This is a genomic window from Terribacillus halophilus, assembly GCF_900101385.1.
In the GTDB taxonomy this organism is placed as follows: domain Bacteria; phylum Bacillota; class Bacilli; order Bacillales; family Amphibacillaceae; genus Terribacillus; species Terribacillus halophilus.
Map to the genome: position 1 here is coordinate 24778 of NZ_FMZB01000008.1, position 24949 is coordinate 49726.

The window sequence follows — 24949 nt, forward strand, 5'->3', positions numbered from 1 at the left end:
GTTTTACCGCGGCTCTCTTCCCGAAACCGACAGATTCTCGTAATCTATCTATAACATCTGAGCGATATTGCATAATCTGTCATTTAACGTGCGGAGGTGGATAAGGTTAGCGGGAAGGACCATATCAAGAAAAGGGAGAGTGTGGGAAGATGCACAAAAGGATGACGAAGTGGCTCAGTATTTTGGCGATCGGTGTCTTTCTCTTGTCGTTGCTTTCTCCTACAGCTTCACGAGCACAGTCTTCTGAGCGAACTTCTGTGAAAGCGAGTGAGGGTGTAGCAGCGAAGGTAGACAAGGATGTTACGTCACAGTTCAAGGCGGATGAGCAGGTGACGTACTTGGTGAAGCTGAAGGATCAGGCGGATACGAAGAAAGCAGCAGAGACTGCTGTCGAGAAGGCGAAGAAACAGTCCGTCAGTTTGTCCGCCAAGGAAGAGAAGCGTATCCAGAATTCAGCTGTTGTCAGTGATTTGCGCGCGACAGCAGATACAACGCAAGCGAATTTGCTTGATTACTTGAAGCAGGCGAAGGATAAGGGTGTCGTGAAAGACTATGATTCCTACTATATCGTCAACGCCCTGAAAGTAACGAGCTCCAAAGATGTGATGGAGGAGCTGGCTGCTTCGGAGGAAGTGGAGAAGATCCTGCCTAACAGAGAGCGTAAAATCCTTGAGCCAACGAAGGCAGAGGAGAAAAAGGTAGCTGCTTTGGCTGAGGAAGTCGAAGCGTGGGGTGTGGAAAGAGTCGGAGCACCTGCAGTATGGAAGGAAACGGGACTGAATGGATCGGGCGTCGTCATCGGCGGATTGGATACAGGGGTACAGTATGACCATCCGGCACTTTTGGAAAAGTACCGCGGCTATGATGCGGCAGACCCGGATAATGTCTCGCATGAGTTCAACTGGTATGATGCGGTCGACGGAGAAGCTGTGCCGTATGATGACTTGGATCATGGAACACATACGATCGGTACGGCTGTCGGTGCAGCCCCGGATGGCTCTGCTGATATCGGCGTTGCACCGGGGGCCAAGTGGATTGCGGTAAAAGCTTTCCATCCGGATACCGGACAAGGGCAGACAACGGATGCCATCCTGCTGGATGCCGCGGAATGGATGCTTGCGCCAAAGGATGAAGAAGGCACGCCGCATCCAGAGCAGGCGCCGGATATCGTCAATAATTCTTGGGGCGGCGGTCCGGGACTCGATGAATGGTATCGCGAAGTTGTCCAGACTTGGCGGAACGCAGGTATCGTCCCAGTGTTCTCTGCGGGTAATGATGGAGATGGAGACGCGACAGTGTCAGCTCCTTCCAACTATCCAGAGTCCATCGCTGTCGCTGCAACGGATAGTGAAGATGGTTTGGCGAGCTTTTCATCCCGCGGTCCTTCTCCTTATGAAGGGGAAATAAAACCGGATATTGCAGCGCCAGGCGTGAGCGTGTATTCCTCGGTCAGCGGCAGTGAATATAGTGCCTCTTTCAGCGGTACATCGATGGCTGCCCCGCACGTGAGCGGCGTCATCGCACTGCTGCTGCAGGCCGATAGCTCGCTGACAGTCGATGAAATCGAAACGATTCTCTATGACACAGCTGATCGAAAGACAAGCAGCGACTATCCGGACGAAATCAATGAAGGCTTCGGCCATGGTATCGTCAATGCATACTTGGCGGTATCCACCATCGCGACTGGTGTCGGCGAAATAAACGGAAATGTGTATCAAGATGGTGAAGATGAGGAACCAGCCGTCATTACCCATGAAGCTGTATCAGAAGTGTATCAGGGTGTTGCCACTCCGCTCACAGCAACAGTGACGGATAATATCAGTGCAGACACAGTGACGCTTCAATACCAGCAAGACGCAGGAGAATGGCAGTCTATCGAGGCGGCGCTTGTGGATGGAAATGCCGCAAGCGGCACATATCAAGCGGTGCTGCCAGCTGAAGCGACAACGGGTGAGACACTTGCTTATAAATTTGTCGCAACTGATTTTGGCGGTAATACAACAGAGACGGATGCGTACGAAGTGGAACTCATTGCACCGCTTTCAGTCGGTTATAGCCAGGACTTCGAAGCAGAGCCATCAGGCTGGACGTCATTCGGTGATCAAAACTCCTGGGAATGGGGAGCACCGGCAGCAGGTCCTGAAGCAGCTGCATCTGGTGAAAATGTATACGGTACAGGCGCCTATGCTAATAATGCCGATGCGACCTTGCTTGCACCGCCTGTAGCAGTCCCGGAGGATGGAGAAGCTTATCTGCAGTTCCAGACATGGTTCGACTTGGAGAGCCGTTATGATTATGGCCATGTGGTCATATCGGCGGATAAAGAGAACTGGGATCAGGTTGGGACCTATAATGGTGCCAATGGCGCTTGGTCTGCTGAACAAATCGATTTGGGTGATTATGCCGGGCAGACCGTCTATATCGGATTCCATCTGGAAACAGACGGCAGCATTGGAAAACAAGGCTGGTATATCGACGATGTAGCCATTTCGGATACTTCCAACACCTCTGCCTCCATTATGAAAGATACAAAAAAGGTGAAAGAAGATAAACAAACGAAGGAAAGTGCGAAGAGTAAAAAGAAAGTGAATGCGAAAAAACTTGCTCCAACACCAATCCGAAACGTACAAGGGCCAACGCTTCCGGATGGACAGGCTGATCCAGCTGACATAAGCCCAAGTGCATTGCCGGTTGATGCGACGGTGACAGTACAGGAAACAGGACGAAGTGTCCAGACTGACCCAGCCGACGGCAGCTATCGCTTACTGCAGGCAGCAGGTGATGTGACCCTGGAAGCATCCGCTTACGGCTTCCACTCCAGCACTGCGCCAGTGACTGTAACAGAAGCTTCTGCCGTCACCCAGAACTTCACGCTCGATCCGATTGCGGAGGGTACAGTGACGGGAACGGTGACGAACGCGCAAACAGGGGAACCTATTGCTGGTGCCAACGTGTATGTAATCGAGGATGCAGCCATCGAACCGGTTCAAACCGATGATGACGGTACGTATACGCTGACTGCCTATGAAGGAGCATATACTCTTAAAATCACAGCTCCTTCCTTCAAGGGAGCAGAACTAGAAGTGACGGTGACTGCTGAGGAAACAACAGAACAAAATGTCGAACTGGAGCCGTTCGTCGGCTTTGCAGGAGAAATCGGTTATGATGACGGTACGGCAGAGAATGCACATGCCTTTTACGATGCCGGAAATGGCTGGGCAGTGAAATTCACGCTGGCGGAAGGACAATCATCTGCTCAGGTGACAGGCGGATTGTTCCGCTTCTGGGATGAAAGCTTCCCGACGCCAGGCGGCACAAACTTTGCCGTGGAAATCTATGATGATTCCGGTGAAGATGGTGCACCAGGTGAGAAGCTTGCCGGACCAATTACGGCAGAAGCCCTCCGTAATGGGGAATGGACACAGGTCGATTTGGCTGGCGAAGGTGTCGTAGTCGATTCTGACTTCTATATTCTATATGTCCAAACAGATCCGAATCCGAATACACCTGCTTTGGCAACGGATGAAGACGGAGAATTCTCCGGTCGCAGCTGGCAAAACATAGGTGGAGAATGGAGCCTGGTGCCGGAAGAGGATGGCAACTACATGATCCGGGCGCTTGTTGATTACGAGGCGCAGTCCCCGGTCATCACGTCGCCTGCTCCTGACACGGTCACAAAAGAGGATAGTGTGACAGTGGAAGGAACAGCCGCACCTGGCGGAACAGTCGAAATCAGCAATAACGGCGAAGTAGCAGTTTCCGTGGAAGCTTCAGACGAAGGAGCCTTCACAGCGGAAGTTGACCTTGCAGAAGGGGAAAACAGTCTGACTGCCGTGACGAAACTGGAAAATGGCAGCACAGCACCATCTGAAGCCGTAACAGTCATCCGGGATCAAACGAAGCCGGAATTGACAATTACAGCACCGGAAGATGGCAGCAAGACAAATAAGGAAACAGTGACCGTCACAGGAACGGCGTCTGATGATTATTTGAAAAAGCTGACGATCAACGGGGAGAAAGCGGATGTGAATGAGGACGGGGCATTCTCCAAACGTATTCTATTGGATGAAGGCGTCAATGAAATCACAGTGGTCGCAGCAGATGAGGCTGGAAATAAAGCGAAGAAAGTAATCAAGCTGGAAGCAGACTACACGGCTCCTGCTCTGGAAAATGTGAAGCCAGAGGAGGATGCAAAAGTGCAGCCTGGCGAAACGGTGGTCATTTCCTTTGAATCCGAACCTGGATTGGAGGATGCGACATTCTATTTGAAGGCGCCGCTGACGAATTTCCGCACCACATCACAAGCGACAGAGCTGCCGATGCGGGAAACGGAAGATGGTGTATATGTAGGTTATTGGACGGCAACATCGTCTGCGAAGCTTGATGGAGCGGATGTCGTCGTCAAAGCAACAGATGCATTCGGAAATGAAACCGAGGCTACTGCTGCCGGTAAGGTATTCATAGAATAACAAAGAGGACCCGTCGGCGACGGGTCCTTCTTTTATATACCAATTGAAATATACTTTGTTTCCAAATAAGGCTCGATTCCTTCGATTCCGCCTTCGCGGCCGACGCCGCTTTCCTTCATGCCGCCAAATGGTGCCTGTACGGCAGATGGACCGCCGTCATTCCAGCCGATGATACCATATTTCAGGTTTTCGGCGATATAAAGTCCGCGGCGATAGTTTTCCGTGAAGAAGTATGCTGCTAAGCCGTATGGTGTGTCATTTGCCAGGCCGATTGCTTCATCGATGTTGGTGTAAGTCGTGATCGGGGCTACTGGTCCGAATGTTTCTTCGTGCATGATGTCCATGTCTGTCGTTACTTGATCAAGAACAGTAGGATGTACAAAATAATATCCTTTTTCGTCATCTTGGTTATAAGAGCCGCCTGCACGGATAGAAGCACCTTTCTTCTTGGCGTCTTCCAGCTGGGAGACTATTTTTTCGAACCCTCTTTTATTGATGATCGGTCCAATGTCCACGTTTTCGGTCCCTACCCCAACTGTTAATTGTGAGACAGCCTCAGAGAAGCGATGGATAAATTCTTCTTTTACAGAGGAATGGACGAGGAGACGATTGGCGCAGACACAAGTTTGTCCGGCATTCCGGAACTTGGATGCGACTGCTTGTTTGACTGCTCGATCTATATCGGCATATTCATCAACGATCAATGGTGCGTGCCCGCCAAGCTCCATTGATACATGCTTTACCGTGTCTGCACTTTGCTTTATCAACTGCTTACCGACGGGTGTGGAGCCGGTAAAGGATATTTTGCGAATAAGCGGATGCTCCGTGAATAGCTTTCCGGTCTTTTCGCCATCTGCATTTACATATTGAATGACATCCTCCGGAATACCGGCTTCATGTGCCAGTTCCACTAAGCGGATAGCCGTAAGCGGGGTGTCCGGAGCAGGTTTGATGATGAATGTACAGCCCGCAGCCAATGCAGGTGCTGCTTTTCTTGTAATCATCGCTGCCGGGAAGTTCCAAGGTGTGATCGCTGCAACCGGTCCAACTGCTTCGCGGGTGACAAGCATACGCTTATCCATCGTGGAAGCAGGAATGGTGCGGCCATAAACACGTTTAGCTTCCTCGGCAAACCATTCGATATAGCCTGCAGCATATAAAACTTCACCTTCGGCCTCTATAAGTGGTTTTCCATTTTCCGCTGTAATCAAGGCAGTGAGCTCTTTCTTATTCACTAGCATCAATGAATACCACTTCCGCAATAAATCGCTTCTTTCTGCAGCGCTCGTTTTCGACCAGCTAAGAAAGGCAGTGTGCGAAGCATGGATTTTCTCATCGATTGTTTGAAGCGTATCTTGTTCAACCGAGGCTATATAGTCACCAGTTCCGGGATTGTATACATTAAATACGTTTGTCATTGGCGATGCTCCTTTCCTGAGTGGAGGCAGCTGCTAATTTGCGATTTGTTACCGCATAGAGACCAAGACCGATTGCGGTCCAGCCAATCAGCATCACCCACTCATAAGGCCATACGAGTGCGGCTGGCATTCCAGGCAGGTAGAAGGTCAGGAAGACGACACTCATGATGACAGCGCCCCAGCCGATTGTGCGCCAGTACTTGATTTTATATGGTCTATCCAGCTCAGGCTCGATTTTACGCAACCGAAGAAAAGCGAGTGCCACGAGTACATAGCCGACAACCATTCCGACTCCGCCAGCATTCACGATCCAGACTAGTGCAGGGCGGCCGAGTAAAGGTGCCAGGAATGCAAGTGCACCAAGGAATAGAATGGCATTGGTGGGTGTTCCGTACTTGGGATGGATATACATGAACCAAGATGGAATCATCTTTCTTTCTGCCATTGCATACAGAATCCGACTGGCACCTATGATGAATGCATTCCAGCTGGTAATGATGCCGGCTACGCCGCCGATAACCAGGATAGTACCGAATGCTTGGCTGCCAAAGAGACTTGCCATCGCATCTGCGGTTGCCAAACTTGAATTCTCCAGCTGCTCTTGGGAAAGTGCGGCAGAAACACCGTACACAATCAAAAGGTAGAATAATACAGCACAAACAATGGATATCATCAGAATGCGTGAAATGGTCTTGGCTGGTGCATTGATTTCCTCTGCAACCTGCGGCACGACATCAAAGCCCACAAACAGGAAAGGCACCATGACCAGAACAGTGATGACACCTGCTGTTCCATCTGTGAAAAGAGGCTGTAAATTAGCTGTGCTTCCGTTGAAAGAGGCACCAAACAAAAGCAGGATGGCAGTTGCAATCATGAGAATGGTGAAGACAGACTGAAAGATGGCTGCTGGCTTTGCCCCGACATAGTTAAGGAGTGTCAAAATCAGGGCACCGCCTGAACCGATCAATACCCATGTAAGATAAACAGGCCAATCATTCAATGTCCAAAGGTACCCGACATGATTCACCGGTACGATGTAATCGATGACAGTCGGCAATGCGACAGCTTCAAACGTTATGACAGTCACATAACCGGCAAGTACCGCCCAAGCTGCAGCAAAGCCCATCTTCCTTCCGAAAGCACGGTTTACAAAAACCAGACCGCCGCCTGTTTCTGGCATGGAAGAAGATAACTCCGCATACGTCAGACCAATGAGGCAGATAAGTAATCCTCCAATAACAAAGGCTATGATGCTGCCAAGAAATCCGGCACCAAGAATCCAATCACCGGATAGTACGACCCATCCCCAACCGAGCATGGCTCCCACAGCGAGGAAAATGACATCCGACTTCGACATGGTCTTCTTTAATTGCTGTCTGGCCATAGAGACCCTCCTTTAAATGGATTCCAAAGCTTGTTCGATGATTTCCAACCCTTCGTTCAGCTGTTCATCCGTGATGACGAGCGGGCTGAGGAAGCGAACGATGTTTCCTTTGATACCAGCGGTAAGAAGAAGGAGGCCATGTTCATTTGCATACGCTGCAATCTTGGCTGCCATCTCTTTATCCGGGAGCTTCGATTGGCTGTCTTTGACGAATTCGATTGCAGCCATCGCTCCAAGACGTCTAATATCGCCGATAGATTCATAGTGTTCTTGCCAGCGTTTTGCAGCTTGTTCAATGGTTTTGCCGATGTGCTCCGCTCTTTCATTTAATTTCTCAGATTCGATGATTTCCAAAACGGCAAGCGCTGCGACACAGCCAAGCGGGCTGCCAGCGTAAGTACCGCCCAGTTCACCAGGATTGGATGCGTCCAGCATTTCAGCCCGGCCGACTACACCACTGATTGGAACACCAGCTCCAAGTGATTTAGAAACGGTGATCAAATCAGGAATAACTTCAAAATGTTCGATTGCGAAATACTTGCCTGTTCTAGCAAAGCCAGTTTGGATCTCATCTGCCACGAAAACAATGCCGTTTTCTTTACAGAATGATGCCACGAACTGTACGAAGCGTTTGGACGGAATAATGAAGCCGCCTTCTCCTTGAACAGGTTCCATCACGACACATGCGACGGTTTCCGGGGCAACCTGGGAAGTGAAGAAATCTTGGAATTGCTCGATGATGAAATCTTCATATGCATCTTCTAGCATATCTTTCGGGCGTTGGTAGCTGTACGGGTAAGGAGCTTGGTAAACTTCCGGAGCGAATGGACCGAACCCGAATTTATATGGTTTTACTTTGCTTGTCATACTCATGGCAAGATTTGTGCGTCCATGGAAACCACGGTTAAACGTGACGACCGCTTGTCTGCCGGTATATTTCCGGGCAATCTTTACGGCATTTTCCACGGCTTCGGCACCAGAGTTAAGGAAGATAGCTTTCTTATCAAAGGAACCAGGAGTCAGATTGCATAGTTTTTCGGCTAGTTCGATATAGGAAGCATACATCATGACGTTGAAGCCTGGATGAACAAATGCTTCTGCTTGCTTCTTGAGTGCTTCCACTACTTTCGGGTGGCTGTGTCCGACATTCATCGTTCCGATTGCACCCGCGAAGTCAACAAAACGTCGTCCGTCCTGATCGAAAAGAAGGGCTCCTTCGCCTTTAGCTGCGAGGGACTTATTTCCGTTGCTAACGCCTCTGGCTACGTATTTGTCACGTTTCTGCTGAAGCAGCAATGTTTCATTCGTTAAAGTTGCCATTATCCCACTTCCTTTTTCGGTATTTTTTATATTTTCAAACTTTTCTTGTATAATAAAAAGTACCAAACAGAAGTTTTTTATGGTACCAGAGGAGGCGCTTATGAGTTTATATATCATGAAGCTGGATAGAGAACGGAATGAGGCTTTCCTATATCAGCAAGTTTACCAGCAAATGAAACGAGCCATATTGGAACGGCGATACTTGCCGCATGATAAGCTGCCTTCCAAAAGGGAGCTGGCAGCCAACCTACGCATAAGCCTGAACTCAGTCAATGCTGCCTATCAGCAGCTCGTGGCAGAAGGCTATCTTTACACACGTGAAAGACAAGGCTTTTTCGTGGAGGAACTGGACTCCTTTTATGTGCAGCCGGAAAATCACGACTCAGCCATTCCATCTCATTTGCTGGAAGCGACTAAAGATCGGGAAGTCAGGAAGTCTTTTTCCCATATGAGTGCAGATATAGATGTATTCCCTTTGGAGAAATGGCTGTGGTGTGAGGAACAGGCGCTGCGGAAGAAGAAGGAGCTACTGGAGGAGTATGTCGATCCTCAAGGATTATATAGCGTCCGGAAGACGATAGCTCAATTTCTTTCTCAGTCACGAGGAGTGCGCTGTTATCCCGAACAGATTGTACTGGGCTCCGGGACACAGCTGCTGACCAGGCAATTAACGAAGCTTTTGCCAAAGGAAGCGATATATGGATTGGAGGAGCCTGGTTATCAGCGCATGTATCAGCTGCTGAAGAGTGAAGGAAGAGTTGTTTCCGCTCTGGAAATAGACCAAAAGGGGATTCGTATCGATGCATTGGAAACAAGTGAGGCCAATGTTCTGCTCACAACGCCTTCCCATCAATTCCCGACCGGGGCAATCATGCCGATATCACGCCGGATCCAGCTGCTCAATTGGGCGAATTCCGCCCCGGACCGTTATATTGTCGAGGATGATTATGATAGTGAGTATAAATACGATGCAGACTCTATTCCATCATTGCAAGGAATGGATGGTGCTTCACGCGTCATTTACATGGGTACTTTCTCAAAGTCCCTTTTACCGGGCTTGAGGATGAGCTATATGGTACTGCCAATACCGCTCTTGGAGGTTTACAGGAAATCATTGCATTTTTTGATGTCTTCTTGCAGCACCATTACACAGCTTACACTGCAGGCATTTATTGAAACTGGGGAGTACCAGAAGCATATTAAGAAAACGACGAAATTATATCGATCCCGACGGGCTGTGCTGATAGAGAAACTGCAAGCAAAATTCGGGGATACCATCTCAGTCAAGGGGGAAAAGTCGGGCTTGCACTTTTTGGTTTCTTTTCGTGTGGAACGTTCGGAAGCAGAAATAAAAAGGAGAGCGGAAGAGAGAGGACTCTTGCTTTATGGAATTAGCCGTTTTTATAATCAATCGGCACCGCCGCGGCCACCAACGCTTATCCTTGGCTTTGCTAGCATGCGTACAACACAGATGGATGAAGCTGTGGAACTTCTATATGAAGCAGTTTTTAGATAAACAAAGAGGACCCGTCAGCGACGGGTCCTTCTTTTATATGCCAATTGAAATATATTTTGTTTCCAAATAAGGCTCGATTCCTTCGATTCCGCCTTCGCGGCCGACGCCGCTTTCCTTCATGCCGCCAAATGGTGCCTGTACGGCAGATGGACCGCCGTCATTCCAGCCGATGATACCATATTTCAGGTTTTCGGCGATATAAAGTCCGCGGCGATAGTTTTCTGTGAAGAAGTATGCTGCCAAGCCGTATGGTGTGTCATTTGCCAGGCCGATTGCTTCATCGATGTCGGTGTAAGTCGTGATTGGGGCTACTGGCCCGAATGTTTCTTCGTGCATGATGTCCATGTCATCCGTTACTTGATCAAGAACAGTCGGGTTGACGAAGAAGTAGCCTTTGTCGGCATCTGCATTATATGTGCCGCCTGCGAGGACTTTAGCGCCTTTGGATTTGGCATCATCGATTTGGGCAACGATTTTATCAAAGCCTTTTTTATTGATGACTGGTCCGATTGCGACGTCTTCCTCTGTACCTACGCCGACTTTCATTTCGGATACTGCTTTGGTGAATGCTGCTGTGAATTCGTCTTTGATGGATTCATGGACGAGCAATCTGTTGGCACAGACACATGTCTGGCCTGCGTTTCGGAATTTAGATGCAAGAGCATGCTTCACAGCGTGGTTGATATCTGCGTACTCATCGACAATAAGCGGTGCATGTCCGCCGAGTTCCATGGAGACGTGTTTCACACTGTCAGCGCTTTGTTTCATGAGCAGCTTGCCGACAGGAGTGGAACCTGTGAAGGAAATCTTCCGGATGTAAGGATGCTCGGTGAAGATCTTGCCGACCATTTCGCCATCGGCATTCACATATTGGATGACGTCTTCCGGTATGCCGACTTCATGCGCCAGCTCGACCAGCCGTATTGCTGTCAGCGGGGTATCCGGGGCAGGTTTGATGATGAAAGTACAGCCTGCAGCTAATGCTGGAGCTGCTTTTCTGGTGATCATCGCTGCCGGGAAGTTCCAAGGCGTAATCGCGGCAACCGGTCCGACAGCTTCGCGTGTGACGAGCATACGTTTATCAGTAGTGGAGGCAGGGATGGTACGGCCATAAACACGTTTGGCTTCTTCGGCAAACCATTCGATATAACCGGCGGCATATAATACCTCGCCTTCCGATTCTTTCAGCGGCTTGCCATTTTCGGCTGTCATAAGTGCAGCAAGTTCTGCTTTATTTTCAATCATTTTGTCGTGCCATGCCCGAAGAAGCTTGCTGCGTTCCGTTGCGGACGTTTTGGACCAGCTATGAAAAGCTTGATGTATCTTTTCGATCTTTTTGTTGATTGCCTCTTTTGAATCAATCGCTACTTTTTCGATCAATTCACCTGTGGCTGGGTTCGTTACATCGAAGGTATCTGTCATGTTACATGCCCCTTTTCTGTTTTTTTTCATAGGAAAAGCGTATCAAGGAAATATTGAATCAGACAAAAAAACTGCTCAAGTTTTTGGTGTTCTTGTTTATATTCCTGTTTTGAGAGGAAAATATGCAGGAAGTTGAAAGTTTATGAAAATGGCTGAAAACGTTGATATGATGCGTTTTTGGTAGAAAAGGGAAGGATAAAAACAAGCTATTATTATCTGAATAAAAAGAAATTTAAAAAGTAGCTTTACAAACTGTTGCGTTCCTGTATATAATAACTCTTGTCAGTTTCGAGTTACGAAAAACGTAACGAAGAAAAAGGACAATCTGGCCCGTTGGTCAAGCGGTTAAGACACCGCCCTTTCACGGCGGTAACACGGGTTCGAATCCCGTACGGGTCATCAAGTCGGAGGATTAGCTCAGCTGGGAGAGCATCTGCCTTACAAGCAGAGGGTCGGCGGTTCGAGCCCGTCATCCTCCACCACTTGCTTGATGGAAAATCAAGATTAAAAAAGTGTTGACAAGCTGATTAATGGATGATATGATATCATTCGTGACGGTTAAAGTCAACGAAACTTAATATCTTGCCGGTCTAGCTCAATTGGTAGAGCAACTGACTTGTAATCAGTAGGTTGGGGGTTCAAGTCCTCTGGCCGGCACCACCTATGATGGAGGGATAGCGAAGTTGGCCAAACGCGGCGGACTGTAAATCCGCTCCCATCGGGTTCGTAGGTTCGAGTCCTACTCCCTCCACCATCATTGGGCTATAGCCAAGCGGTAAGGCAACGGGTTTTGGTCCCGTGATCGTTGGTTCGAATCCAGCTAGCCCAGCCATTTACTTTCTTTATCAATAGAATGTTTTTGAGCCATTAGCTCAGTTGGTAGAGCATCTGACTTTTAATCAGAGGGTCGAAGGTTCGAGTCCTTCATGGCTCACTTTATAGATCAGTTCCTGTAACTGCTTCTATTACGCGGGTGTGGTGGAATTGGCAGACACGCTAGACTTAGGATCTAGTGCCGTATGGCGTGGGGGTTCAAGTCCCTCCACCCGCATCATCATTACTATACTGCTGGGCGGAAGTAGTTCAGTGGTAGAACACCACCTTGCCAAGGTGGGGGTCGCGGGTTCGAATCCCGTCTTCCGCTCCATATGGGGCCTTAGCTCAGCTGGGAGAGCGCCTGCTTTGCACGCAGGAGGTCAGCGGTTCGATCCCGCTAGGCTCCACTCATGATAGCCACCCGATTGGGTGGCTTTTTTATTTTAGCACAGGAGAATCTCCTGTGCTTTTTTGTTTATTTTTTGGCATATCGGGAAACAGTTTAGATAGAAGTCTGCTGGTAGGAGGATATAAATTGGGGGAAATTCATACATATAAACGCAGGAATATCTTATCTGGTTTCTTGTTCGGTGTTGGTTTGGTTGCATTCATTGATGAAGCGGTTTTTCATCAGCTGCTGCATTGGCATCATTTCTACGATTTATCTTCTACGACGTGGGGGCTTGTCTCGGATGGATTTTTCCATGCGCTGAGCTGGTTTGCGACAGTTGGCGGGTTATTCCTTTTTGCTGATCTGCGCAGGCGTAAGCGTTTGATTCCGCTCAGGTGGTTCGGGGCTGTTTTGCTCGGGATTGGTGTTTTTCAGTTGTACGATGGCCTTATACAACATAAGGTGTTCCGGATCCATCAAATTCGTTACGGAGTGGATATCTTCTATTATGATCTGATTTGGAATGTTACGGCAGTTCTGTTGATTGCAGCAGGAATCTTGTGTATCAGCCTTGCTAGGAGGAAGCAGTATGTCCGTCGATAAGCTGGCTTTATGCATTGCCTCCTTTGGTATATTCGCTTATCTGCTGGCGATGAAGTATTCCGCTAAGCGATTCAAAAATTGGCCGCTATACAGGCTGGTCTTGTTTGTAAGCGGAACTCTAGCCGGTCTTCAGGCTGTTTCAGGATCCGTAGCGATGCAGGCACATCATAGTTTTGTCTATCATATGATCGGGCACTTATTACTCGGGATGCTGTCTCCGTTGCTGCTAGTCTTATCACGGCCCATGACCTTGGTTCTGCGTGCACTTCCGCAATCTGGTTCAAAAGCAGTCTCTCATTTGTTCTGCAGCCGATACGCCCGCCTGATCATTCATCCAATCACTGCAGCAGTCCTTAACATTGGTGGGCTTTGGCTGCTTTATACGACTCCTTTGTTTCATCATATGCATCAAGCCAGCTGGATTTCGTTCTTGGTTCATCTGCACGTGTTTGCGGCAGGTTATGTGTTCACATTAGCTATGTTATATTCCGATCCTGTAGCCTATCGGAAAAGTCATATGTACCGGATGGTTGTGTTCATCTTTGCATTGGCCGGACATGGCATCCTGTCAAAATATCTATACGTAAACCCGCCTGCCGGTGTAGCTCCTGCTGATGCACAGGCAGGCGCTGTACTGATGTATTATGGCGGAGATTTGATTGATTTGATCCTGATTTTCTTATTATGCTGGCAATGGTACCAAACCGCTGCTCCCAAAACGTCATTACCTGCAACAAAGACTGCCGAATAAGGCAGTTTTTTTCATGTCTGTCGGCATCATTGGTAAAAATAACGCTAAAATCAATTTACAAAGTGTCAAGACACATGTAAACTGTAGGTGTAAATTAACATAATTTAGCAGAGGTGTTGAGATGGAACAACCAATAGAGGGCAAAAAAGCCAACAGGCCGATTTCCGAGCGGAAGCTGCTCGGTATTGTCGGTACGGGCTGGTTATTTGATGCAATGGATGTAGGTATCTTATCTTTTATCATTACAGCGCTGACATTGGATTGGGGATTATCAGCCCAGCAGGCGGGCTGGATCGGCAGTGTGAACAGCATCGGAATGGCATTGGGTGCATTCGTATTCGGAATCATGGCGGATAGGGTTGGCCGCCGCACGGTATTTATGATAACGATTTTGGTATTCTCCATTGCGAGCGGCTTATCTGCGCTTGCAACTTCCTACTTGATCTTTGTCGTACTGCGCTTTTTAATCGGCGCAGGACTTGGTGGAGAGCTGCCGGTAGCGTCGACATTGGTTTCCGAATCGGTGGCACCTGAAAGACGAGGGCGCATGGTCGTGCTGCTGGAGAGTTTCTGGGCAGTCGGCTGGCTGCTTGCAGCAATCATCTCTTATTTTGTCATACCAGCTTACGGCTGGCGGATAGCGCTTGTGTTGACAGCCATACCGGCGCTGTTCGCCGTCTTTCTTCGCAAAAATCTGCCGGACTCGCCATCTTATACGAAGCTTGAGCAAAAAACATCTGTCATGGATGGTATCCGGCAGCTGCTGGCAAAAGGATTTGCCAAGCGCAGTGTCATGCTCTGGATCGTCTGGTTCTGCATCATGCTTAGCTATTATGGCATGTTTCTCTGGCTTCCAAGTGTCATGGTTGAAAAAGGATTCGATATGGTCCGCAGCTTCGAGTATGTACTGATCATGACGCTTGCACAGCTGCCAGGATATTTCTCTGCTGCCTGGCTGATCGAGAAAGTGGGACGCAAACCGATCTTGATCATTTATCTGATCGGTACTGCCATCAGTGCCGTGCTGTTCGGTAACGCAGAATCGGCTGTGATGCTGCTGACATCAGGTATGCTGCTGTCGTTCTTCAATCTCGGGGCTTATGGTATTTTATATGCGTACACACCGGAACAGTATCCGACGGCTATCCGTGCGACGGGTTCCGGGATTGCGGCAACCGCTGGCAGGATTGGCGGAATTTTGGGACCACTGCTGATCGGTTATCGCAGTACATTCGGGTTATCTGTCAGTACGGTCTTTCTTTTGTTCTGTGTGACGGTATTGATTGCTGTTGTCGCTGTTTGGATCCTTGGTGAGGAGACAAAAGGCAAGACGCTTGCTTGATGGCATGATTTCGGTGCTGTGTGGTAAAGTGGAGCAAGAGTAAGGGGGTTAAACGCTTTGTTTTCCATACAAGATTATACCGAGACAGTAAGTGTCTGCCTGGATAAGCATTCGGAAGATGTGATAGGCGAATTGAAGCAGATTTTCCAGCTGCCATTCCTGCCGGAAGTGAAGAAGATCGCTTTTCGCATGTTCAAAGAGCCAATGGCTTTCGAATTGACGATTATGTATTACGCGCTCGATGCAGATGGCAATGAACGTTATTATGATGAAATGGGCGATAAATACGCCGGCGGGAGCGAAGAAGTAGCGGAGGATATTGCCTATTTCCAGCTGCCAGATGATGCTTTCGATAAGTTCGAAGCTTTCCGTGAACTGCAGGACGATGCGGTGGAGAAAGTGGATGAGCAAGTGATGATTGCCTGGTTCAGTGACTGCTTCAAGCGTGCTGGGGGTAATGCTTTTCCACTTGAGGTGAATGTCGGTTTTCATAATGATGTGAAGGCGTATTCTATCAAACGGGGAACTTGGGCGGAAGATCGTGATTGAGTTAAAAGTGCGTACATGGTGTACGTGCTTTTTTTGTGCAAAAAAAATAACAGCTTCTCTGCGGCTGTTAATAGCTAAATATCTTTTCTCTGTTTCTCATATTCATTCAACAAATCATCGAGCTGTACACTGGCAGTGACGACTGCATCGGAAGTGAGCGGCAAGCGGCGGGACAAAGTGAGCATGCGGCTGCGCGTCTGTTCGATTTTTTCCAAAAGATTGTCTATTGTAACCATTTTTACCTCCAAAATCTGATATACTATTTGTCGTTATGATTACCCTGTCCATCATCATTTAAAACGTCTACATTTAAAAAAATATAAAAAAAGAAAAAACTGTTGCTGGCATACTATAAGGTTTATAAAAAGATATTTTCGTGAAAGTGAAACCTTTTCAGAACGTCATTCGTTACTAAGAAGCCGCAGTTAGGCGGGAGGATTTTCATGGAGAACATCATAAAATATCATATAAAAAACGTCAAGAAGGGTGATCACGCTGCCTTTGAGGAAATAGTTTCCTTTTACCAGAACAAGGTGTACCATATCGTATACCGCATGGTCGGGGACAGTCATGAAGCGCAGGATATCGCCCAAGAGGCATTTATCCGTGCTTACACCAACATTCATTCTTTTGACGAGAACCGGAAATTCTCCACATGGCTTTACCGGATCGCAACCAATCTCAGTATCGACCGTCTGCGTAAAAAAAAGCCGGATTTTCATCTTGATGCCGAGGTGAAGGGAACGGAAGGATTGGATATGTACTCGCAGCTCGCAGCTGACCAAGCGCTGCCTGAGCAAGAGGTGGAGAGCATGGAGCTTCAAAGCTATATCCATAAGGAAATATTGTCCCTTCCACCTAAATACCGCAGTGTCATCGTACTGCGGTTCCTGGATGATTTGTCATTAGCGGAGATAGGTGAAATCCTGGACCTGCCGCTAGGGACAGTGAAGACTCGTATCCACCGTGGCAGAGAACTACTACGGAAAAAACTGCGCCACGTATAAAGGGGGGTTACACATGAATTGCGAAGAAAGCCTTGCGCTTATGCATCTATATCTGGACGGAGACGCTTCAGAGGAAGAAGCACAGCAGCTCAGGGAGCATTTGAAATCCTGTCCTGACTGTAATCAGCATTACCGGGAGCTCAAACAGACGGAAAGCCTGCTTAGTGGCGCCGCTTACGAATTGAGCGCACCGGCCGGATTCACTGCCAGTGTCATGGCGAATCTGCCGAAAGAGAAGAAGCGTGTCGGCTACATGAGATGGTTCCGTGCGCATCCTGTCATCACAGCAGCTGCGGTATTCTTCCTTTTCATGTTCACAAGCATCATTTCTGCTTGGAATAGTGATGGCAGTGTCAGTGTATCGAAGCAAGAGGGTTTGATTGTAGAGAATGATCTCGTCATCGTACCGGAAGACGTCACGGTCAAGGGGGACCTTGTCGTTAAAAACGGTGATTTGGATATCAGGGGTAAGGTGGATGGCGATGTCACGATCATCAGTGGGGATCTCATCGATGATCCCGGTGCAAAAGTGAACATGGCGTCTGCTGACAATATCACAGGGGAGTACCAGGAAATCGACCGGATATTCGGCTGGACATGGTACCATATCAAAGAAATCTTTACATTCTGATAACATTCTACAGAGCTGCTTGTAAAAGGGGCTCTTTTTTGTACGAGAATCATTGGCGATATAAGCCTGTATTGGGGTAAGATAACAGGGGACAGTAAGAGTGGGACGCTCCCCCTGTTTGGAAGCGACCGCAATAGGGGAACTGTGCTATAATGTACGAAGAAATTCGAGCTATTCATATATAAAAGGACGTGTATCCATGTTTGGGGGATTAAGTGAACTTTCCATATTATCCATACTGCGGATCATCGTGGACATTGCGGCGGTATGGTTCATCTTTTATAAAGTATTGATGCTCATAAGGGGAACGAAAGCGATTCAGCTGCTGAAGGGTATTTTCATCGTCGTCATCATCGCTTTCCTGAGTAGTGAGCAGATACTCGACTTCCCGATGCTCGCCTTCTTGAGCTCACAGGCCATCACCTGGGGGTTTGTTGCCATCGTCGTCTTGTTCCAGCCGGAAATCAGACGTGCCTTGGAGCAGCTCGGCCGAGGCAGCTTCTTCTCCCGCAACAAGGGGTCGGAGGAAGAACAGGCAAACAAGAATATCGAAGCAATCGTGAAGTCCTGTAATTACATGGCGAAGCGTCGAATCGGTGCACTGATCACGCTGGAGCGCGAAACGGTTATGGGGGATTATATCGAGACAGGTATTCCGGTGAACGGTCACCTGACATTCGAACTGCTCACCAATATCTTCGTGCCGAATACGCCTTTGCATGACGGAGCTGTCATTTTGAAAGACAACCAGATTGCAGCAGCAGCCTGCTACTTGCCTCTATCAGAAAGTCCGTTCATATCCAAGGAACTCGGTACACGTCACCGTGCTGCCATGGGGATCAGTGAAGTGACGGATGCACTGACGATTGTCGTTTCGGAGGAGACAGGGGCAATTTCCTGTACCAAGAACGGAGAGTTGTTCCGTGATATCACACCTGATGCGTTAAAAGAAATCCTCGTCAGGGAACTCAGCGTACCAGCAACTGGTTCCAAGGTAAGAAGATGGAGGGGTAAAAATGGATAAATGGTTGAAGAGTCCATGGACCTTACGCGTTTTGTCTCTCGTATTTGCTGTCCTTCTCTACGCCTATGTGAGTGCTGAATCGGATGTGAACAACCGTGCGGGGGAAGTTCCGATCACAAGTTCGGATGAAACGAACACAGTCGATGCACCTGTCAGCATTCGCATCGATGACTCCAAATATGTCGTCAGCGGTGTTCCGGAGTATGTATCCATGCAGCTTGTTGGTTCAGCAAGTGATGTGACAGCTGCCATTCAGCAGAAAAACTATGAAGCTTATGTTGATTTGACAGACCTTGGTACCGGAACGCATACCGTGAAGCTGCATTACGAGAACGTTTCAGATAATCTGCAAGTATATATGCAGCCAGCTAGCGTCGAGGTGACAATCCAAGAAAAAGCTTCACAGCAATTTAATGTTAACGTAGGCTATACCAATGAAGATCAAATGGCAGCAGGTTTCCAAGTAGATAGTTCCACAGTGGAACCTCAGACCGTTTCAATCGTAAGTACACAGGAGGTCATCGATCAGATTGCCAGTGTACGTGCGTATGTGGATTTGACCGATGTCGATGCTGATATAAATAGCAAAGAAGCACCAGTGAAAGTGTATGATGCACAAGGTAATGAGCTTAGTGTGAATGTACAGCCGGAAACAGTCGAGATTTCCGTTCAGGTAAGCAATCCGAGCAAGACAGTCCCGGTGGAAGTCAAAACAAAAGGGCAAGCCCCGGATAATGCATCCGTTGCGTCGCTTTCAGCAGGAACGAAGGAAGTGACGATTTATGCACCGCAGGATACGCTGGATGGCATTGATTCCATCAGTACCGAAGAAATCGATTTGTCCAAGATAACAGAGAATCAAACGATCGATGCCGACTTGCAGCTGCCGGAAAATGTCCGATCTGCTAGCAAAGAGCAAGTAGAAGTCGACATAGAGCTGGAAGAAACGAGCGAGACGACGATCGAGAATGTGCCGATCACGATCGAGAACCTTTCAAGCAGGTTGGAAGCAGCGTTCAGCGACCCGCAAAATGAACAAATCGATGTCACTGTAAGTGGAGCGAAGTCGGAAATCGAAAGCCTCTCGGCTGATGATATTACGGCGACCATCGATGGCAGCGGCTTGGAACAAGGAGAACAGACAGTACCGATTGAAGTGACAGGACCTGAGAATATCGAGCTCACCCCTGGTCAGGAAGAAGCAACAATAACTGTCCAAACGACACAAGATGAAACGAATGAAGAGGCAGGTACGAATACAGATACACAGACACAGTGACTGTGAGCCATGTGAAGGAGAGGTAACAAATGGGAAAATATTTTGGAACGGACGGCGTCAGGGGGATTGCGAATAAGGAGCTCACCCCGGAGCTGGCCTTCAAGCTAGGCAGATATGGTGGTTATGTACTGACAAAGGATAATGAGGATCGTCCGAAAGTGATGATTGGCCGCGATACACGTATTTCCGGCGAAATGCTGGAAGGAGCACTTGTGGCAGGACTTCTGTCCATCGGTGCCGAGGTCATGCGCGTCGGTGTCATTTCCACACCAGGTGTCGCTTACCTTACGAAGAACATGGGAGCAGCTGCAGGTATCATGATTTCTGCTTCTCATAACCCTGTACAGGATAATGGGATCAAGTTCTTCGGTCCGGACGGCTTTAAGCTTTCCGATGAGCAAGAGAATGAAATCGAACAGCTGATCGACGCCGAAACAGATGATCTGCCGCGTCCATCCGGCGCAGATCTTGGTCAAATCAATGACTATTTCGAAGGTGGTCAAAAGTATATCCAATATTTGAAAGGGACAATCGATAATGATTTCGAAGGACTGCATATCGCCATCGACTGTGCCCACGGGGCGACTTCTTCCATTGCCACACACTTGTTTGCGGATCTGGAAGCAGATATCTCCTCGATCGGTTCATCACCTGATGGACTGAATATCAATAAGAACGTCGGTTCCACGCATCCCGAAACATTGCGTGATTTCCTTCTCGAGAAAGAAGCCGATATTGGACTTGCCTTTGATGGTGATGGTGACAGATTGATTGCTATCGATGAAAAAGGACAGATTGTAGATGGGGACAAAATCATGTACATCTGTGCCAAATTCCTGAATGATCATGGACGACTGCGTCATAACACAGTCGTATCCACGGTCATGAGTAACATTGGTTTCTACCGCGCTTTGGATAAGCAGGCTATCAAGAGCAATAAAACAGCTGTCGGTGATAGATACGTGATGGAAGAAATGCGCCGCGGCGATTTCAATCTCGGCGGAGAGCAATCCGGCCACATCATCTTCCTCGATTTCATGACGACTGGCGACGGGATGCTTGCAGCATTGCAGCTGATCAATGTGATGAAGGAAACGGGCAAAAAGCTATCCGAGCTTGCAAATGAAGTGGAGATCTTCCCGCAGATCCTGAAAAATGTGCCGGTAACAGACAAACAGGAAGCACTTGTGAACCAGCAGATCCTTGACTCCATCGCAGAAGTGGAGCAGGAGCTTGGTGATCAAGGCCGCGTCCTTGTACGACCTTCCGGTACGGAATCACTTGTACGGGTGATGGTGGAAGCACCGACGAAAGAAGACTGCGAAAAATACGCAGACAGAGTCGTTGCAGTAATTGAACAGGTATTAGGAACGAAGTAAAAGCCGCGTATGCGCCGGGAACAGAACATGCTCCCGGCGCATACGTTATTTACATAGCAAGAAATAATTGACCAACATGATTTCCTTCATGTAAAATGAAGGGGTTAGTCATTCCAGCAGGAAAGTGAGGATAGAGGTTACAACAATTTAAAAGCGCCAGGACTTATCCCGAGCGGTGGGGTAAGTTGACGAGGTGGAGGTTTATCGAAGTATTCGGCGGATGCCTCCCGATTGCACACATCTCAGTCGTCATGTTTATGGCCGAAAGCAAAGAGGCGACTCTTTGGATAAGGACAGAACAAGATGTGAAAAATAGATAAAACGAGAAAGGGGCAACTAACGCCCCGGAGCTTCATGCGCAGGCCGTTTGTTTGCCCCTTCCAAGTCTTGAGGAGGACAACAACGACATGTGTGGAATTGTAGGATATATCGGACAGAATGATACGAAGGAAGTATTGCTTAACGGACTCGAGAAGCTGGAGTATCGCGGATACGATTCAGCTGGTATCGCAATTGAAAACGAGCAAGGCGTGAACCTTTTTAAAGTAAAAGGCCGCATTGCTGCATTGCGTGAAAAAGTAGATCACAGCGTTTCATCCACAATGGGAATCGGCCATACACGCTGGGCGACACACGGTGCACCGAACGAAGATAACGCGCACCCGCATCAGAGTGCATCCGGCAAATTCACCATCGTGCATAACGGTGTAATCGAGAACTACGTCGACATCCGTAAAGAATACCTTGCTGATGTAACACTAAAAAGTGATACCGATACAGAAATCGTTGTACAGCTTGTAGAGAAAATGTATGAAGAGACACAGGATACAGCTCAAGCATTCCGCAAAGCGGTCAGCTTGCTTACTGGTTCTTATGCCCTTGCCATGATCGATGCAGATGATAAAGAAACAATCTATGTAGCGAAAAACAAAAGCCCATTGCTTGTAGGTATCGGCGAAGGCTTCAACGTCGTAGCAAGTGATGCGATGGCAACACTTCGCGAAACAGATACGTATAAAGAAATCCGTGACAAAGAAATCGTCATCGTTCGCCGTGACAGCGTGGAAATCCAGCTGCTTGACGGTACGAAGGTAGAGCGTGATACGTTCAAAACGGAAATCGATGCAGCCGATACGGAAAAAGGCACATACGATCACTTCATGCTGAAAGAAACAGATGAGCAGCCATTTGTTATCCGTAAAATCATCCAGCACTACCAGGATGAGGCGGAACAAATCAAAATGGAACCTGCTATCCGTCATGCGATGGTAAATGCAGACCGTATTTACATCGTGGCAGCGGGAACAAGCTACAACGCTGGATTAGTTGGTAAACAATTCATCGAAAACCTGGCTAAAATTCCGGTGGAAGTGCATATCGCGAGTGAATTTGCCTACAATATGCCGCTTCTATCTGAGAAGCCATTATTCATATTCCTTTCCCAATCCGGCGAAACTGCCGACAGCAGAGCCGTATTGGTAAAAATCAAAGAACTTGGACACCCAGCACTAACGATCACGAACGTGCCAGGATCCACCCTTTCTCGTGAAGCAGACTTCACATTGCCGCTATACGCTGGCCCAGAGATCGCGGTAGCCTCTACTAAAGCATATACAGCGCAGATGGCAGTTATGCTATTGCTTGCTGTGGATGCAGCAAAAGGCAAAGAAATCACACTTGATTTCAACCCGCTTCAAGAGCTTGCGATCGTTGCAAATGCAATGGAAGTACTGACAGACCAAAAAGAAACATTTGAAACACTAGCACAAAGCTATCTAAGTGTATCCCGCAACGCATTCTTCATCGGCCGCGGCGTCGATTACTTCGTCTGCGTCGAAGGATCACTGAAACTGAAAGAAATCTCCTACATCCAAGCAGAAGGCTTCGCTGGAGGAGAACTGAAACACGGAACAATCGCCTTGATCGAAGAAGGCACGCCTGTCATCGCGCTAGCAACACAAAGCTCCCTGAACCACTCCATCCGTGGTAACGTCCAGGAAGTAAACGCACGCGGTGCCAACACATTGCTTATCAGCATGAAAGGCCTAGAGCACGACGAAGACGCCTTCGTCATCCCAGCAGTGCATGAGCTATTAACACCACTTGCAAGTGTCGTACCGCTTCAATTGCTTGCTTATTATGCAGCAGTACAGCGCGGCGCTGATGTTGATAAGCCGAGGAACTTGGCTAAGAGTGTTACGGTGGAATAAAGAAACAAGGGACTGTACCTAGTTAGGTACAGTCTCTTTGTTTATGACAAAAATGACTTTTCTCGATAAAAAGACCCAAAAAGAAGTGATTTGGTCAGTAAAAAAGAATTTATAAGAAAATCAAAAAAAGAACTTTAACAGAACAAGAGAGACTGGTGCGCTTGTTTACGCTAGTCTCTCTTGTTCCAGAAGGTACATTAAGTACAACTACAGTATAGATGTTTTCTTAATTATTTCACATAAAGTTCGTAGAAGAGCCTCTTTGCAAAGTTTTTATTGTTTGGTAGATTGCTTATTTTTAAACGATTAGCTATTTGTTCTTTTTGGTTATCAGTAATTGATATATAATTATACCTTTTCTTTAATAAATCAATAGGTCGATTATGATAGTTAATTATACTTAAAAGGGTATGTGTTTTATTTGAAGATAATTTCAAGGCATAAATGAGTTGTTTTATAAAATTGCTTAGTTCACTTATATTATCATTGTTGTTTACGAACCTATAATTATACCCGAGGCCAAATTTAAACTTCATGCCTCTTTTATCATACGAAATAATTCCGAATACTGTATTTTTAAGTTTATAGTATAATCTCCAGAAGTCCTCTTTATTCTTACTACTTTTGTTATATTCGCGAAACAGCAAGTTAATGCGTTGACGTAACTTCCTATCTTTTGAATGACTAATGCCAATAGATAATAACTTATCTTGGCTTTTGAAATTGTAACCTAAGAAGTCAAAATCCAATTCTTTTTTAAAGTTATTAGAAGTAGTGTAATAGCTAAATTGAGTCTTTTTCACATTTCTTTGTAATGAATATTTACGAAATACCTCATCTAAAAACATTAAATCTTGTTGTTTTCTAGATTGCTGTTCTTGAGGAGATTGTGCTAAGTCGTACCTTAAAATAATAATGTCATCAACATACCTAAAATATGCCAAAGGGTTGAAATGTTTTTTTATGTCTAAGTCAAAATCTTCAAGGTATAATTCGGCTAGATCGCTCGAAAATTGAAGCCCTAATGGAACTCCAGAAATTCTTTTTGTAAAGGAAGATTGTTTTATGATTTGAAGTGTATGGTTGGATAACATATTAGAATTATTTAGCTTCCTGTATAGGCTGTGTTTATTAATACTGGGAAAGAAATTTTTAATATCAGTTCTAATGATATTGAGGTTAATGTTAGGGAGACTATACTTTAGATAATCACCTTGTATAAAATGACTGATTAATTCCTTAATTATTAAATCCCTGCCGGTTGATTTTATGTTGTATTTATTTCTTATCTCATCTTTTATCTTAGTGTATACTTTTGATTGCTCTTGATCCGGTACTAAGACTGTTCTATTGTTTCTGTTAATTTTGTGCGATGATCTTATCGTTTTAATAATAATTACCTCCAAAGCACTGCAACTTTGCTCAACTGACTGCTTGC

Annotated in this window: 18 protein-coding genes and 9 tRNA genes; 21 read left to right on the forward strand and 6 right to left on the reverse strand. The window is 47.2% G+C overall.

The window, feature by feature from the left end:
* The first annotated feature begins 149 nt into the window (after window positions 1-149).
* On the forward strand, window positions 150-4469 hold the full coding sequence (locus tag BLQ53_RS13730; RefSeq protein WP_093727880.1) for a S8 family serine peptidase: 4320 nt from the start codon (window positions 150-152) through the stop codon (window positions 4467-4469).
* A gap of 32 nt (window positions 4470-4501) precedes the next feature.
* On the opposite strand, the gene BLQ53_RS13735 is transcribed toward BLQ53_RS13730, so the two are convergent.
* Genes BLQ53_RS13735 through gabT form a run of 3 tightly spaced genes read right to left on the reverse strand, consistent with a single transcriptional unit; the run spans window position 4502 to window position 8591 of the window.
* On the reverse strand, window positions 4502-5887 hold the full coding sequence (locus BLQ53_RS13735; protein WP_093727881.1) for an NAD-dependent succinate-semialdehyde dehydrogenase: 1386 nt from the start codon (window positions 5885-5887) through the stop codon (window positions 4502-4504).
* Complete coding sequence (locus BLQ53_RS13740; protein WP_093727882.1) at window positions 5871-7271, reverse strand: APC family permease; 1401 nt, start codon at window positions 7269-7271, stop codon at window positions 5871-5873. The genes BLQ53_RS13735 and BLQ53_RS13740 overlap by 17 nt, the downstream gene beginning before the upstream one ends.
* Window positions 7272-7283: 12 nt before the next feature.
* A complete protein-coding gene (gene gabT / locus BLQ53_RS13745) occupies window positions 7284-8591 on the reverse strand; it encodes a 4-aminobutyrate--2-oxoglutarate transaminase (RefSeq protein ID WP_093727883.1) in 1308 nt (435 codons plus the stop codon).
* 100 nt (window positions 8592-8691) lie between these two features.
* On the opposite strand from gabT, the gene gabR reads away from it, so the two are divergent.
* On the forward strand, window positions 8692-10107 hold the full coding sequence (gene gabR, locus BLQ53_RS13750; RefSeq protein WP_244499353.1) for a MocR-like transcriptional regulator GabR: 1416 nt from the start codon (window positions 8692-8694) through the stop codon (window positions 10105-10107).
* A gap of 33 nt (window positions 10108-10140) precedes the next feature.
* Here the strand turns inward: gabR and BLQ53_RS13755 are convergent, their stop codons facing one another.
* Window positions 10141-11529: an NAD-dependent succinate-semialdehyde dehydrogenase gene (locus BLQ53_RS13755; protein WP_093727884.1), complete on the reverse strand. Its 1389-nt coding sequence runs from the start codon at window positions 11527-11529 to the stop codon at window positions 10141-10143.
* A 327-nt stretch (window positions 11530-11856) separates the two neighbouring features.
* On the opposite strand from BLQ53_RS13755, the gene BLQ53_RS13760 reads away from it, so the two are divergent.
* From BLQ53_RS13760 to BLQ53_RS13820, 13 genes are all read left to right on the forward strand, one after another.
* Window positions 11857-11928, forward strand: a tRNA-Glu gene (locus tag BLQ53_RS13760).
* A 7-nt stretch (window positions 11929-11935) separates the two neighbouring features.
* Window positions 11936-12011, forward strand: a tRNA-Val gene (locus BLQ53_RS13765).
* A gap of 102 nt (window positions 12012-12113) precedes the next feature.
* A tRNA-Thr gene (locus tag BLQ53_RS13770) sits at window positions 12114-12189 on the forward strand.
* A gap of 8 nt (window positions 12190-12197) precedes the next feature.
* Window positions 12198-12283: transfer RNA gene (locus tag BLQ53_RS13775), tRNA-Tyr, on the forward strand.
* Between the two features lie 4 nt (window positions 12284-12287).
* A tRNA-Gln gene (locus BLQ53_RS13780) sits at window positions 12288-12361 on the forward strand.
* Between the two features lie 29 nt (window positions 12362-12390).
* A tRNA-Lys gene (locus BLQ53_RS13785) sits at window positions 12391-12463 on the forward strand.
* Between the two features lie 35 nt (window positions 12464-12498).
* Window positions 12499-12580, forward strand: a tRNA-Leu gene (locus BLQ53_RS13790).
* A gap of 21 nt (window positions 12581-12601) precedes the next feature.
* A tRNA-Gly gene (locus BLQ53_RS13795) sits at window positions 12602-12676 on the forward strand.
* Between the two features lie 3 nt (window positions 12677-12679).
* A tRNA-Ala gene (locus BLQ53_RS13800) sits at window positions 12680-12752 on the forward strand.
* 128 nt (window positions 12753-12880) lie between these two features.
* Window positions 12881-13339: a DUF2243 domain-containing protein gene (locus tag BLQ53_RS13805; protein ID WP_170829702.1), complete on the forward strand. Its 459-nt coding sequence runs from the start codon at window positions 12881-12883 to the stop codon at window positions 13337-13339.
* On the forward strand, window positions 13326-14090 hold the full coding sequence (locus BLQ53_RS13810; protein ID WP_093727886.1) for a cytochrome c oxidase assembly protein: 765 nt from the start codon (window positions 13326-13328) through the stop codon (window positions 14088-14090). The genes BLQ53_RS13805 and BLQ53_RS13810 overlap by 14 nt, the downstream gene beginning before the upstream one ends.
* 121 nt (window positions 14091-14211) lie before the next feature.
* A complete protein-coding gene (locus BLQ53_RS13815; RefSeq protein ID WP_093727887.1) occupies window positions 14212-15432 on the forward strand; it encodes an MFS transporter in 1221 nt (406 codons plus the stop codon).
* Window positions 15433-15489: 57 nt separating this feature from the next.
* Window positions 15490-15981 carry a hypothetical protein gene (locus BLQ53_RS13820; RefSeq protein ID WP_093727888.1) on the forward strand — a complete coding sequence of 164 codons (492 nt, stop codon included), beginning with the start codon at window positions 15490-15492 and terminating at the stop codon, window positions 15979-15981.
* A 74-nt stretch (window positions 15982-16055) separates the two neighbouring features.
* Here the strand turns inward: BLQ53_RS13820 and BLQ53_RS13825 are convergent, their stop codons facing one another.
* Window positions 16056-16217 (reverse strand): aspartyl-phosphate phosphatase Spo0E family protein, encoded by a 162-nt coding sequence (locus tag BLQ53_RS13825; RefSeq protein ID WP_093727889.1) that lies wholly within the window; start codon window positions 16215-16217, stop codon window positions 16056-16058.
* Between the two features lie 207 nt (window positions 16218-16424).
* Between BLQ53_RS13825 and sigW the strand changes: the two genes are divergently transcribed.
* From sigW to glmS, 6 genes are all read left to right on the forward strand, one after another.
* Window positions 16425-16988: an RNA polymerase sigma factor SigW gene (sigW, locus tag BLQ53_RS13830; RefSeq protein WP_093727890.1), complete on the forward strand. Its 564-nt coding sequence runs from the start codon at window positions 16425-16427 to the stop codon at window positions 16986-16988.
* Window positions 16989-17001: 13 nt separating this feature from the next.
* Entirely contained in the window at window positions 17002-17619 is a 618-nt protein-coding gene (locus BLQ53_RS13835; protein WP_093727891.1) for an anti-sigma factor family protein, read from the forward strand.
* Between the two features lie 199 nt (window positions 17620-17818).
* Window positions 17819-18643, forward strand: a complete 825-nt coding sequence (cdaA, locus tag BLQ53_RS13840; protein ID WP_093727892.1) for a diadenylate cyclase CdaA — start codon at window positions 17819-17821, stop codon at window positions 18641-18643.
* Window positions 18636-19922: a CdaR family protein gene (locus tag BLQ53_RS13845; protein WP_093727893.1), complete on the forward strand. Its 1287-nt coding sequence runs from the start codon at window positions 18636-18638 to the stop codon at window positions 19920-19922. Before cdaA ends, BLQ53_RS13845 begins: the two co-directional genes overlap by 8 nt.
* Window positions 19923-19951: 29 nt before the next feature.
* The gene (gene glmM / locus BLQ53_RS13850; protein ID WP_093727894.1) at window positions 19952-21301 is read left to right on the forward strand and encodes a phosphoglucosamine mutase; all 1350 of its coding nucleotides are present in this window, start codon (window positions 19952-19954) and stop codon (window positions 21299-21301) included.
* Between the two features lie 407 nt (window positions 21302-21708).
* Window positions 21709-23511: a glutamine--fructose-6-phosphate transaminase (isomerizing) gene (gene glmS, locus BLQ53_RS13855; RefSeq protein WP_093727895.1), complete on the forward strand. Its 1803-nt coding sequence runs from the start codon at window positions 21709-21711 to the stop codon at window positions 23509-23511.
* A gap of 230 nt (window positions 23512-23741) precedes the next feature.
* Here glmS and BLQ53_RS13860 read toward each other — a convergent pair whose 3' ends face one another.
* Window positions 23742-24917: an RNA-directed DNA polymerase gene (locus BLQ53_RS13860; protein ID WP_093727896.1), complete on the reverse strand. Its 1176-nt coding sequence runs from the start codon at window positions 24915-24917 to the stop codon at window positions 23742-23744.
* Window positions 24918-24949 lie beyond the last annotated feature (32 nt).